The 12,525-nt window shown below is 36.3% G+C and carries 17 protein-coding genes; 9 read left to right on the top strand and 8 right to left on the bottom strand.

Translation table 11 applies throughout. The annotated features are described in order from the left end of the window. Nucleotides 1-142: 142 nt before the first annotated feature. Both RVS70_RS03765 and RVS70_RS03770 read right to left on the bottom strand, forming a co-directional pair. Nucleotides 143-1,111 carry a M23 family metallopeptidase gene (locus RVS70_RS03765; RefSeq protein ID WP_414617166.1) on the bottom strand — a complete coding sequence of 323 codons (969 nt, stop codon included), beginning with the start codon at nt 1,109-1,111 and terminating at the stop codon, nt 143-145. A 148-nt stretch (nt 1,112-1,259) separates the two neighbouring features. After that, a complete protein-coding gene (locus RVS70_RS03770; RefSeq protein ID WP_026681551.1) occupies nt 1,260-1,826 on the bottom strand; it encodes a YhcN/YlaJ family sporulation lipoprotein in 567 nt (188 codons plus the stop codon). A gap of 129 nt (nt 1,827-1,955) precedes the next feature. On the opposite strand from RVS70_RS03770, the gene RVS70_RS03775 reads away from it, so the two are divergent. After that, on the top strand, nt 1,956-2,231 hold the full coding sequence (locus tag RVS70_RS03775) for a YutD family protein (protein ID WP_026681550.1): 276 nt from the start codon (nt 1,956-1,958) through the stop codon (nt 2,229-2,231). Nucleotides 2,232-2,252: 21 nt separating this feature from the next. Here the strand turns inward: RVS70_RS03775 and RVS70_RS03780 are convergent, their stop codons facing one another. The 3 genes from RVS70_RS03780 to RVS70_RS03790 all read right to left on the bottom strand — a co-directional run bounded on the left by RVS70_RS03780 (nt 2,253) and on the right by RVS70_RS03790 (nt 4,416). Then, the gene (locus RVS70_RS03780) at nt 2,253-2,531 is read right to left on the bottom strand and encodes a hypothetical protein (RefSeq protein WP_321132541.1); all 279 of its coding nucleotides are present in this window, start codon (nt 2,529-2,531) and stop codon (nt 2,253-2,255) included. A 127-nt stretch (nt 2,532-2,658) separates the two neighbouring features. After that, complete coding sequence (locus tag RVS70_RS03785; RefSeq protein ID WP_321132542.1) at nt 2,659-4,101, bottom strand: amidase; 1,443 nt, start codon at nt 4,099-4,101, stop codon at nt 2,659-2,661. A gap of 45 nt (nt 4,102-4,146) precedes the next feature. Then, on the bottom strand, nt 4,147-4,416 hold the full coding sequence (locus RVS70_RS03790) for an SAV0927 family protein (RefSeq protein ID WP_026681547.1): 270 nt from the start codon (nt 4,414-4,416) through the stop codon (nt 4,147-4,149). A 112-nt stretch (nt 4,417-4,528) separates the two neighbouring features. Between RVS70_RS03790 and RVS70_RS03795 the strand changes: the two genes are divergently transcribed. From RVS70_RS03795 to RVS70_RS03805, 3 genes are all read left to right on the top strand, one after another. Continuing rightward, the gene (locus RVS70_RS03795; protein WP_026681546.1) at nt 4,529-4,969 is read left to right on the top strand and encodes a DUF86 domain-containing protein; all 441 of its coding nucleotides are present in this window, start codon (nt 4,529-4,531) and stop codon (nt 4,967-4,969) included. 12 nt (nt 4,970-4,981) lie between these two features. Then, nucleotides 4,982-5,614, top strand: a complete 633-nt coding sequence (locus RVS70_RS03800) for a hypothetical protein (protein ID WP_321132543.1) — start codon at nt 4,982-4,984, stop codon at nt 5,612-5,614. Nucleotides 5,615-5,708: 94 nt separating this feature from the next. Beyond that, nucleotides 5,709-6,482 carry a TIGR01457 family HAD-type hydrolase gene (locus RVS70_RS03805; protein ID WP_026681545.1) on the top strand — a complete coding sequence of 258 codons (774 nt, stop codon included), beginning with the start codon at nt 5,709-5,711 and terminating at the stop codon, nt 6,480-6,482. 184 nt (nt 6,483-6,666) lie between these two features. On the opposite strand, the gene RVS70_RS03810 is transcribed toward RVS70_RS03805, so the two are convergent. Beyond that, on the bottom strand, nt 6,667-7,170 hold the full coding sequence (locus tag RVS70_RS03810) for a phosphatidylglycerophosphatase A (RefSeq protein WP_026681544.1): 504 nt from the start codon (nt 7,168-7,170) through the stop codon (nt 6,667-6,669). A gap of 89 nt (nt 7,171-7,259) precedes the next feature. Between RVS70_RS03810 and RVS70_RS03815 the strand changes: the two genes are divergently transcribed. Both RVS70_RS03815 and RVS70_RS03820 read left to right on the top strand, forming a co-directional pair. Next, the gene (locus RVS70_RS03815; RefSeq protein ID WP_026681543.1) at nt 7,260-8,231 is read left to right on the top strand and encodes a hypothetical protein; all 972 of its coding nucleotides are present in this window, start codon (nt 7,260-7,262) and stop codon (nt 8,229-8,231) included. Nucleotides 8,232-8,266: 35 nt separating this feature from the next. Beyond that, a complete protein-coding gene (locus RVS70_RS03820; protein ID WP_026681542.1) occupies nt 8,267-9,232 on the top strand; it encodes a 2-hydroxyacid dehydrogenase in 966 nt (321 codons plus the stop codon). A 202-nt stretch (nt 9,233-9,434) separates the two neighbouring features. Here RVS70_RS03820 and RVS70_RS03825 read toward each other — a convergent pair whose 3' ends face one another. Next, nucleotides 9,435-9,659 carry a NifU family protein gene (locus tag RVS70_RS03825; protein ID WP_026681541.1) on the bottom strand — a complete coding sequence of 75 codons (225 nt, stop codon included), beginning with the start codon at nt 9,657-9,659 and terminating at the stop codon, nt 9,435-9,437. Nucleotides 9,660-9,805: 146 nt separating this feature from the next. Between RVS70_RS03825 and RVS70_RS03830 the strand changes: the two genes are divergently transcribed. The 3 genes from RVS70_RS03830 to RVS70_RS03840 all read left to right on the top strand — a co-directional run bounded on the left by RVS70_RS03830 (nt 9,806) and on the right by RVS70_RS03840 (nt 11,442). Continuing rightward, nucleotides 9,806-10,132, top strand: coding sequence for a YuzD family protein (locus tag RVS70_RS03830; protein ID WP_026681540.1), 327 nt, complete (start codon nt 9,806-9,808; stop codon nt 10,130-10,132). Between the two features lie 16 nt (nt 10,133-10,148). After that, a complete protein-coding gene (dapF, locus tag RVS70_RS03835) occupies nt 10,149-11,006 on the top strand; it encodes a diaminopimelate epimerase (protein WP_205388756.1) in 858 nt (285 codons plus the stop codon). A gap of 79 nt (nt 11,007-11,085) precedes the next feature. Beyond that, nucleotides 11,086-11,442, top strand: coding sequence for a HesB/IscA family protein (locus RVS70_RS03840; protein WP_026681538.1), 357 nt, complete (start codon nt 11,086-11,088; stop codon nt 11,440-11,442). A 61-nt stretch (nt 11,443-11,503) separates the two neighbouring features. Here RVS70_RS03840 and RVS70_RS03845 read toward each other — a convergent pair whose 3' ends face one another. Beyond that, nucleotides 11,504-12,490: an NAD(P)/FAD-dependent oxidoreductase gene (locus RVS70_RS03845; RefSeq protein ID WP_026681537.1), complete on the bottom strand. Its 987-nt coding sequence runs from the start codon at nt 12,488-12,490 to the stop codon at nt 11,504-11,506. Between the last annotated feature and the right edge of the window lie 35 nt (nt 12,491-12,525).

Here is a 12,525-nt window from a genome sequence, read left to right on the forward strand (position 1 = left end):
AAAGACTTCCCTTCTCTAGTTGCTATAGCTAGGTGAAGGGAAGCCTTTTCGATTCTAACAGACCTTTGAACGCTTCAATTTATTATTTATTTTCTATCCAGTCTAGGCGAAGAAGTCATATAAGTTTAAATTGACTATCTTGTTAATCTTTTTGTTTCGCAATTCGTTCCCATTTACGTAAATAAGGGTATGGATCAAAGGACCATTCGCTTTTGCCGTTATCTTTGTACATACCATAATGTAAATGTGGAGGGAATTTTCCAGATGTTCCCGGCGGTCCATAACCTGTCGAACCAACACTCCCCAGTATATCTCCAGGCTTAACAACTTGACCAACCTTAATATCATCATCGTAACCGTTCATATGTCCATAATAATGATAAATATTATAAATATCACGAATACCGATTCTCCATCCTCCATAGAGATTCCAGCCCATCATTTCTATAACACCATATGTTGTTGATTTTACAGGTGTTCCATAATTTGCAAAAATATCGGTACCTTCATGAATTCGTAATCCGCCAAATCCTCTTCGGTCACCCCATGTGCTTCTATAACTATAATTGTGAGTTATAGAAACAGGAAAATCCCTATCCGTTAAATTAATATCTTGAAATTCCTTAAACACCTTTGCAGTGTTCATTATCGTCTGTACGGATAAATCCCGCTTATAATAATTCCATAATGCAATCTTTATATCATCCTTCGTTTGACCGTATTCAAGTAAATAATTTGCCATCGTATGAAGAATATCTTCCGAATTTCTCGGATCGGCTTTTTGATCACCATCGCCATCTTTACCCTTTCCATTGAAAAAGACGATTAATCGTTCATCCTTGATCATAGAAGAATTTCCTAATCCATACCATAATTCACGTGGCACCTCAATAGAGATAACTTTCTCATCATCTGAATCCTGTTTTTTGTTGCGCTCGTAATTATCAATTGCTGCGAAATAGTACCAAGGAATTTGACTTAAAGCTTCTGTTTTTTTGAATAATGCCATTCTTTTATCATAAATCGTTTTCTCTTCTGCATGTGCAAATGTATGCGGAAAAATCGAAAATAGAATTATGATCATGAAAAAAAAACGTTTTGCATACAAAATGTTTCACCCTTACCTTACACGCATATTTTCTTTACTTAATAACGTTATAAGTAGCTGATGTTCTGTATTTTTTGTCAAAGTAGTTCTGATTATACAATAAAATAAAAGGGACTAATTGGAATTCCAATCAGTTCCTTTCTGTTTTTGATTACATACCTTTATTACTACCTTGAGGTGATTTTTTCATTTCTTTAATAATGCTCTGAATTGTATTATCATAATCACCTTCTGTTGTACTTAGATTATGCAAACTGTGGATATCATTAATTAAACTTGTATTGTCCGAGACATATACTTTAAAGTATCTAGGCATAACTGACATTGCCGTACGCTTTGCCATATCCGCTGTTCTATCCTGATCATAACGGCCAGATTTTTGGTAAGCAATTAACACTTCTTCGTCCGTTACAAGTGTTGCGACTTCATCGAAAGCATCACCACGCAACATAATTCGCGTAATCATATTCGCCATTTCAGTACGGTCAATACTTACGGAATGATTTTTTTCTGTATTATTTTCCATTTGTTCTTTCGTATAACGCACATAGCCAAGTTTATCATCAGCACCATCTTCTGCCGGAGCTCGTAACTCTTGATTAGGATCTAATTCATTCCGTATTTGGTCTCTTTCATCAATAGCATTGTTATTATTTGCACAACCAGTAATGAGTAGCAAAGAAGTCAGGCCGATTGGTATAAGTGTTCTTGTTTTCATTGCTATCCTCCATTCAAAATATCTTTTCATCATTAGTTTGCAATTTGAGTTGAAAATCATACTATTTTATTTCTGGAGGGTTTTTCGAAAAGATGATAAACTGTAGACACGATATATGGGGGGATTTATATGATAGAGCTGCAAGGGAAAAAATACGAGCTTGTGGAAAATCATAAAAATGGATTTAGTGAGGATATGTTAAAAGAACGGTACTCAGATATATTAGCTAAGTATGATTTTATTGTTGGTGACTGGGGTTATGACCAGTTACGATTAAAAGGCTTTTATGCAGATCAAAACCAAAAAGCACCTGTTGACAATAAGATCAGTGCCTTAGATGACTATTTATATGAATACTGTAATTTTGGATGTGCTTATTTTGTCCTTCAAAAAATTGCTACATAAAAAAGCAGTAGCTCGATGTTGCTACTGCTCTTTTCCAAAATCGCCATCAGGATTATTATGTGGGTCATGTGAGCCATCAGCCTGTCTAGGTAAGTCCTTATGACGTTCTCTATCAGGGTAAACAAAAGCACTATCCCGTCGTTGTCCTTTTTCCCAAGGAGTCGATTTACCTTCCACTAGAGCATATTCATTCATTGGAGAACCAAAAGATCCTTCTGGGAATTCCTCAGGAATTAACTTGTCGTGCATACTTTCCACATTGGTAAAGTTTGAATATGTCTTCTTTTTTTCTTTTGCCATCAACTAAACACATCCTTTTCACACAAAATACCAACAACTAATGTAAAGGTGTTGGTATTAGTTTTGACTATATAGTGAGTTGTATGGGTAGAAAATAAAGGCAGTTCGTATGAAATGATGCTAGGGATTAAAGCTCACAACGTTTATAGCCTCTGTATTTTTTTTCAAGCATTTTTCCTAATCGAAAAATTGCATCCTCATTTCCTGATTTACTTATAATTTGAACAGCAATTGGCATATTATTTTCATCATTTCCTACCGGTACGGTCAATGCAGGTAATCCCCAAACATTTGCATAGGCTACATATGGCATGTAAGTGAGAAATGTTCGCCGTATGGAGAATATTTGTCGATAGACTTTTCCATGCTTTAATGCTCCCGTATGATAAATTGGAAAAATGAGTAGCCTATTTTGTAAATACGCTCCCAGAATCTTGTCTCCCTGTAAAATCGTCTCTTCCATCTCTCGAATGCGGCTAATCGATGGTTTAAAAAGCTTTGCTCCAAAAATTGCTTTCGACAGATACGGATGAATCTTAGAGCGTTGCGTTAGTTTTTCTTTAAGAAAAGATTTCAAGAGAAAAGACCTGTCATTGTTAAATGCAGCTTTTTCAATTAATTCACTGCCATTACTTGAGAGCATTTCTTGCCATAATGTAGCGCAGTTATGATACATTGGAGGAATGCGTCGAAAAGTAGAAAACGATCTTGTTAGTACTTTTTCAATATCGTCTAACAGTCTTTTCGTTACTTCATTTAATGGTTGTTCCATATTACTAGGTAAAATTTCTATCTTAAAATTCTTTAGAGAGCAATCATCTATTTCATTTTCGGAGATGCTTGAATAGATAAGTTCCATATCCCGAACGGATTTACCCATTGGTCCAATGCTTAACATTCTATTTTGGATATCATTTGTAACAGCTGGAAAATGCCCATGAGCTGAAACCTGTTTAAAACCGGGCTTAAAACCAATAACGCCATTGAAGTGACTGGGAAATCGAATGGAACCACCAATGTCAGAGCCAATTCCTGCAAGAGCACCTCCTGCTGCTAACAGGGCTCCTTCACCTCCACTTGAGCCTCCACAGGTCCTATTGATATCCCAAGGATTGTTGGTACGACCATATAGTCGATTATCTGTTTCCTGACAAAAACATAAGGCAGGTGTATTTGTCTTACTTAAGATAATCATTCCAGCTTCCTGTAATTTCGATATAACTACTGCGTCTTTTCTAGAAATTAAGTCTTTTCTATGTTCTAGTCCACCAGTCGTTTTCATACCTTTGACATGAATGGATTCTTTTACACTTATTGGGACACCAAATAGAGGGGATAATGGCTCATTATTTTTTAAAAACATATCCAGCTCTTTTGCTTGTTGTAGCGCTTCAACGTACCGATTTTCTACTACTGCATTAATAATCGGATTTATTTGTTTTTGTTTTTCTATATAAACACTAACGATTTCTAACACTGAAAACTGTCTTTCTTTAATAGCATGGGATATAGCTGTAACATCTAAATTAAGTATATCTTCCTTGTTGGAAGAGATCACAGTTCCCATCATCCTTCATTCTCCTCGTATTTAAATTATGCATGAAATTTGCTGTAATTAAAGAACTTCATGTAGGAAGTTCCGAATTTCATCAGCTTCCATAGCTGTCTCATGGAAGATATGCTCTATCTTTCCTGGATCGTTTAAATCCTCTTTTCCTACTACTGTAAATCGATTTTTACGCAAATTGATAATGGTGGTTTTGCTTGGATCATCATCATTCTTTAAAAAAGCAAAATCATAACGCTGTAACTTTCCCATGAAACTTATATAACGCACTTCTTTTGTAACAGTTTCATCTTTAATTAATTCATACTTACTTCCCATCATATCCCTCTTTTCCGAATATTGACATTTTCCTTAACTATATCATGTTTTGCTCAATAATCCTATAATATATGGTATGATAAGATTGTAATTCATAATGGGGGTTTGTTACATGTATTTTGTAGATAGGAGTAAGATTCAGCAGACGCTTCAATACATGGACCAGGTCATCAATGTATTGAAAATGAACGCTCCAGAAACGTTAATCGATAAATTAAGTTTGGAAAGAGCTGTACATATAGTAATAGAATGTACATTAGATGTTGGAAATATGATGATCGATGGATTTATTATGCGTGATCCAGGTAGTTATAACGATATTATCGATATTTTGTTAGATGAACAGGTTCTTCCTAAAGATGAGGAAACTGCTTATAAAGAATTAATACAGCTAAGAAAAGTGTTGGTAACCGACTATACAAACATCGACCATAACAAGTTAATACATACGATTCAAGCTAATTATCATGTATATAAACAATTTTCAGCACATATAAGAGTGTACTTAGATAATGAACTAGGAGTAGCTAACGCTTTTTCAAATGAATCATAGGGGTGATACGTTATGAAACAAACACCTACGAAGCAAAAGCTATTGACGTTAATAAAAAAAGGACATGAAGTAACTATAACAGATGTGTTGCCTTTTTTTACGATTTCGGAAATTGCTGTTCGAAAGCATATACAATCTCTAGTGCGGGATGGATTTATCAAGAAAAATAGTATAAAGCAGAAACTAGGAAGACCATATTTTACTTATGAGCTTACAGAGAAGGGGCATGGATTATTCCCAAATCAAAACGAAAAACTGCCATTAGAGCTGCTTCAGGATCTTGAGTATCTTCAAGGTAAGAGAGCGGTTGATGATTTACTTTGGCAAAGAATGCTGCGGGAACGGAATCAGCTAGAGGATTTCGTAGGTGACAGTGACTTTGATGGTAAGGTTAAAGAAATGGCTAAGTTTCAAGATGGAAATGGATATATGGTAGAATTGAAAAAGGTAGATGTAGGACACTATGAAATGAAAAATTATCATTGTCCGATTTCTGCGTTATCCTCTAAATATACACAAGTATGTCAAAATGAAAAAGCAATGTATCAAGACATCTTTTCTACCTGTGAAGTTATTTCACATACATGTATTACTGATGGAAAACCTTATTGTATGTGGACAATAAAGCAGTTGGAAGAAAGGTGAAGGACTATATCTTTCTCCTGCAGTTGAATAAAGAAGACGTTGTCTGAGTGAGCAAGGTCGCTTGGACTTTTTAGTTTAGAAAGAAGGAATATTCATGAAACATGCGTATAAAGGCTATTTAATTGATTTAGATGGTACGATGTATCGAGGAAATGAACCAATTGAAGCGGCTGCAGAATTTATTGCTACATTAAAAACCAATAACATTCCACATGTGTTCGTAACTAATAACTCTTCAAAAACACAAGAAGATGTATCTACGAAATTAAATAAAATGGGGATTACTGCAACTGCACAGCAGATAGTGACAACGAGTATAGCTACAGCAAAGTTTATTCAAGCAAGAAAGAAACAAGCAAGATGTTATGTTATAGGAGAAGATGGATTACATCAAGCTATAGAAGAGCAAGGACTGACTATTACAGATCAGGATTGTGATTTTGTAGTTGTTGGCATTGACCGGAACATTTCATATGATAAGCTAGCAAAAGCTTGTTTGGCTGTCAGGGATGGCGCTACTTTTATTTCTACGAACGGCGATGTAGCGATTCCCAGTGAAAGAGGATTATTACCTGGGAATGGATCACTGACATCTGTAATTACAGTTAGTACTGGAGTAGCGCCAACCTTTATTGGTAAGCCAGAATCCATTATTATGGAGGAAGCCCTAACTGTGTTAGGAGTGAAAAAGGATGAAGCGTTAATGGTTGGCGATAATTATGCTACAGACATACGAGCTGGCATAGGTGCAGGGATGGATACATTGATGGTTTTTACTGGTGTTACTCCTATTAAGGAGTACCCAAACCTTGAAATCCAGCCGACCTATTATGTGCATAGTTTACATGAATGGCTTCAACATATTTAAGTAAACAGAGAGTAGAAGAACCAATGGTATATCTACTCTCTGTTTACTATATAAGACTTCGATATCTTCGTCTTTTATTCTCTTCTTGTATGCTAAAAGTGATGGCTTAATCTAGATTTTTTCTAATATAAGAAGAACTGCTTGACAGTCTAAGTTAAAAGTATGGTTTGAAGTTTCACTTTATCTAGTAACTTTCTTCATCAGTGGAATGTGCTAAGCGACTAGATGCCGCAGCTGCAATTGCACCTACAATATCATCCAAAAACGTATGACACTCTCCTGAGGATTTATCATTTAATTTTTGTAATATGCCAGGCTTTTGTTTATCAATGTACCCGTAATTTGTAAAGCCGATTGAGCCATATACATTGACGATTGATAATGCAATGATTTCGTCTACACCATACAAACTTTCGTCAACCTCAATGGTTTTTTGTAGCGGCTGCTCTAGCTGTTTCTTTTCTGTTAATACATCTAATTGAATACCTGTCAGGATGGCATTTTGTACTTCTCTTTTTGTTAGAACACGATCAACATTATGTCTGCAAACTTCTATTGTTAAATCATCATGGTACTTAGACTGTAGATAATAAACGAGTTCTGCTATATCATCAATCGTCACTCCACGTTCAGTAAGCCATTGTCTAGCTTTAACTTCTAATTCACTCTGATTTGTCTCTTGACCCATCATGTAACTTCCTCTCTTTTTATAGTTTTAAGTAAAGAAGGTAACTTTTCAACATACAATTAGTATAAATACCCAGAGGAGGGATCTACTTGTCTTATGAAAAGTGGCTTTATGAAAATTACAACATTCAACCAGAAGAAAAAAGATGGATTGACGGCAAAGAATGCTTTAAATCTGGAGAATATGTTTATTTTACCATTTCTATTGATAACAATGAAATTATTTATATGGAACAGGCGGTTGTAGCTTATTATTTAGCGGAAGACTACTATACACATATGGCAATTCCAATATCAAATAATCAAGGAGAATGGTTTACAGTTTTTCAGGATACGCAGCTTATGGTTGTTCAAGGCAAACTTTCATATAGAGAGATTACTCTATCTGATGGAAAATTACTAGCCGAATTTCATCAGATTGGTAATGCTTATGGATATGAACCAAAGGCTATTTCCAGCTATGGACAATGGAAGGAATTATGGATCGATAAAGTGAACACATTAGAGAATCATCTTGAGCAGAGAGCACGTGAAACCCCTTCAGCATATTACCGTCTAGTAATGGATGTACTTCCTTATTTCATCGGTATAAGTGAAAATGCAATTCAATATATTCGTGAAAGTGAACAGGAACAGCGATTTTATGAAGTAGATCAGGGAACGATTGCTTTTCGAAGATATACAAATCAACTGATAAAGCCCATTATGTGGCCAATGGAATTAGTTTATGATCACCCATCGAGAGATATTTCTGAATTTTTAAGACAGCACATCTTAAACAAAGATCCAGGTGCAATTTCTTCCAATTTTTTAAATGATTATCAAGCGATCAGACCATTATCTGTGTTTAGCTGGCGTTTAATATATGCAAGGTTACTTTTTCCTATTCATATTTTTGATTTTTTGGAATGGAATTTAACATCTGAAAATGACGATGCACTCGAGCAATTCAAGCAATTACTTCAAACACAATCAGAATATGAAGAAAAGCTCGGGAAATTTTATAATCAAGTAGAGGTGGATTGTGATCTTCTGCAAATTCCTGTGGTACACTGGCTATAGAATGATGAACATAATTACGTATGGAGGTCATACCGTTGAAGAAACCATTGATTTATATTACACGGAAAATACCAGAAGAATTAATCGCCCCTTATACTAATAGCTTCCGTATAAAATTTTGGGAAAAAGAGAATGACCCAGTACCAGAAAATGTGTTGTTGCGAGAAATAAAAGAGGCAGAGGGATTAATTTGCATGTTAAGCGAACAGATTAATCAGCAGTTGCTAGATGCAGCTCCTCATTTAAAGGTAATTGCGAATTTAGCGGTAGGTTTCGATAATATTGATATGGAAGCAGCAAAGGCTAGAAATATTGCTGTAACTAACACACCAGATGTGCTGACCGAAACAACTGCTGATTTAGGGTTTGCCCTGTTAATGGCCACTGCAAGAAGGCTTATGGAGGCAAATGATTATATACGGAAAGATAAGTGGGACAACTGGGGGCCGTATTTATTGGCGGGATCCGATATTCACCATAAGACAATTGGGATTGTAGGTATGGGAAGAATTGGGCAAGCAATTGCAAGGAGAGCCAAGGGATTTGAAATGGAAGTTTTATACCATAACCGTTCTAGAAATGTTGAAGCGGAAGAACAGCTAAATGCCACTTATACAGATTTCGATACGTTGCTTCACCATTCAGATTTTGTGGTATCTGTTGTGCCTTTAACTGGTGAAACGGAGCAATTATTTAATAAGACTACCTTTCATAAAATGAAAGATACTGGTATTTTTATTAATATTTCTAGAGGTGCAGTAGTAGATGAAACAGCGTTAGAGAATGCTTTAGTAACTGGAGAAATAAAGGCAGCTGGATTGGATGTCTTTGTAGAGGAGCCTATTCATGCTGATCATCCATTAATGCAGTTGAAGAATGTTGTTGCACTTCCACATATTGGTTCGGCGAGTACAGAAACACGAACTGCTATGTGGAAATTGTGTTTGGATAATACGCTTTCTGTATTAACAGGCGGTCAGCCGAAGACGCCTGTTTGGTAAAATAGATAGGAACAAAAGCGCAAGCGCTCGATTAGAAATGTAGCGACTGGAGCGAGTCGTGAAGTCATCTAGTTCTGGGCGCTGGAACTGGACGCGGCTCAATATTTCCTAGACAAAAATAAAGAAGGCATCCTTATCGTTGGAGGCCTTCTTTGTATAGGATAAAATATAATTATTAGCTATGTTATCGATTTAGTTTGTTTTAAAATACTTGCTCTATTTCTGTTACTCCAGGTACTTCGGCCATTAAGGCGCGTTCAATCCCAGCCTTTAATGTAATGGTAGAACTCGGGCAATTCCCGCATGCACCCATCAGACGAAGAAGCACAATGCCGTTTTCATCTACATCGATTAACTCCACATCGCCACCATCACGTAGCAAGAATGGACGTAATTTATTTAATACTTCTTGTACTTGGTCTCGCATTATCCATCTTCTCCTTTCTTCTATCTATTATAGAACGGATTCTTCAAAAAATCTATGGCATAATTGAAACTGATAATCATTTTTATTTTATCTTTAGATAAACATTTTGTAAAATAAAAGATATCGTATAAAGGAGGCTAGATGGGATGAAGCAAATAAAGATAACGGTATATGGGGCAGAACAGATTTGTGCGAGCTGTGTTGGCGCACCAGGCTCTAGGGATACTTATGAATGGCTACAAGCTGCTATTGGTCGGAAATATATAGATGATCACCTAAAATATGAATACATAGATATTGATCAACCTCCAAATGTGGAAAAGCATCAGGCATTTATTGAAAAGATAGTGCGTGATGATTTATTCTATCCCATTGTCATGATCAATGACGAAATGGTTGCTGAAGGTATACCGCGGTTAAAAACAGTTTATCATGCATTGGATAAACATAACATTCCATTACAGAATAAATAGAAACGAGGAAACGAACATGAAAATCCCTTTTACGAAGATGCATGGACTTGGAAATAGCTATATATATATTGATTTATTCCAGCATAAATTAGAGGAAGCAATGCTGCCAGCATTAGCGCAAAGCGTATCTAATATGAACACAGGAATAGGGTCTGATGGTATCATTTTAATTCATCCCAGTGAAAGAGCGGCACTAGGTATGCGGATATTTAATAAGGATGGTTCAGAAGGGCAGAGTTGTGGTAATGGATTAAGGTGTGCTGCGAAGTATGCCTATGAACATGGAATTGTTGATGTCACTCAATTTCAAATAGAAACGAAAGCTAATATTGTAGAGGCAGAGGTTCAAATACAGAATGATAATGTGCAGCTTGTAACAATTAACATGGGGAAGCCACAGCTTAACCGAGCGGACATTCCAATGATAGGCAGTGAAACAGAAAAAGTAGTAGCAGAACAATTTAAAATAATGGATCAGCAGCTTAAAGTAACAGCGGTATCTATGGGCAACCCGCATGCTGTTTTTGTTGTTGACAATATTGATGATGCCCCTTTAGTAGAATTAGGACCATCAATTGAAAAGGACAAACGGTTCCCACAGGGGATAAATGTAGAATTTATTGAGGTGCTTACTCCTACTGAAATAAATTTTTGTGTATGGGAGAGAGGGTCTGGTATTACACAGGCTTGTGGTACTGGTGCTTGTGCGGCAGTAGTTGCAGCCGCGTTGAATGATTTGGTTAACCGTAATGAACAAATAACTGTTCATTTACCAGGCGGCGATTTGTTTATTAAATGGGATGATCAGGGCTATGTCTGGATGACTGGAGGAGCAGAAGTTATAGCTACAGGAGATTATTACTATGACGATTGAGTATCATCAGTTGAATCCTATTCAAGGACTTTGTATACTTAAAGAAGATAAGCAATCATCTTAAAGGGAGGTCCATGAGATGGCTATTAATATTACCGATCATGCTAGTAAGCAGATTCAAAATATGATGAAAGAAGAGTCTGATGGTGCCTATTTGCGCTTTGGTGTAAAAGGTGGCGGATGTAGTGGGTTATCCTATTCACTAGGTTTTGAATACGAAATAAATGAAGAGTTAGATACAACGAAAGAAATTAATGGAATACCAGTTGTTCTCAATAATCAGGATATTCCTATAATTGAAGGAACAACGATTGATTTCAAACAAAATATGATGGGTGGCGGATTTAGTATTGATAACCCGAACGCTATCGTATCTTGTGGTTGTGGATCATCTTTTAGAACAAAAGATAAGGCAGGCGCGCCTGGCGATTGTTAGAAAAATAGCTGAAGCAATAAGTTGCTTCAGCTATTATTTATATCTATCTATAGTTAGTATCTTAAAACATGCTAGTTGAGTGTTTTGGTTGAATTCTGGCTTTCGGATCAATATATTGTTTTGCATTATTTATAGCCGTAGGACCTTCGCCAAATCCAGTTGCAATGAGTTTCACTTTTCCAACGTATGTGCAAATATCTCCAGCAGCATAAATCCCTGGTATATTGGTTTCCATTTTTGAATTTACTACGATACTATTCTTTTCAATTTCGAGTCCCCAGTCTTTAATTGGTCCTAGTGTAGAAACAAATCCATAATTGCATAAAACGGCATCGACATCCAATGTGATTTCTCGGTCACCTTTTACTTCTTCCAAAACGACTTGTTCAATACGCTCATTTGCAACGATATTTGATGGTACAAACGGTGTTAGGATTTCTACGTTCGATGCATAAAGCTTTTCCACACTGTGTTCATGGGCTCGGAATTTATCACGACGATGCACAAGAGTTACCTTTTCGGCAATCGGTTCTAGCATAAGCGCCCAATCAACAGCTGAGTCTCCACCTCCAAGTAAGACAACACGTTGATCCTTATATTGGTTCATATCTTTAACATGGTAATGGAGATTAATGTTTTCAAATTTATCGCATTGATCTATGTCTAAACGTCGAGGCTGAAAAGCTCCGTTTCCTGCTGTAATAATGATCGTCTTTGTATAATGTACTTCCTTTTTATTGGATGTTAATTTGAACGTTCCATCTTCAAGCCTTTCTACATTTTCGATTGCCTGTTCTAAAACAATTTCTGGATCGAATAAGTTTGCTTGTTCCTCTAAGTTATCTACTAATTCCTGTGCTCTAACCTTAGGGAAACCAGCAACATCATATATATATTTCTCTGGATATAGAGCAGTTAATTGCCCGCCAGTGTGTGGTAAACTTTCAATTATTTTAACACTTGCCTGACGCATACCGCCATAGAAGGCTGTGAATAAACCTACGGGACCTGCGCCGATGATAGTAACATCATAGACTTCTTTGGTCACAATAATTCCCTCCACTTCCGATAAAATTTAGTATA

The organism is Virgibacillus sp. M23, assembly GCF_034190895.1.
Taxonomy (GTDB): domain Bacteria; phylum Bacillota; class Bacilli; order Bacillales; family Amphibacillaceae; genus Virgibacillus; species Virgibacillus salarius.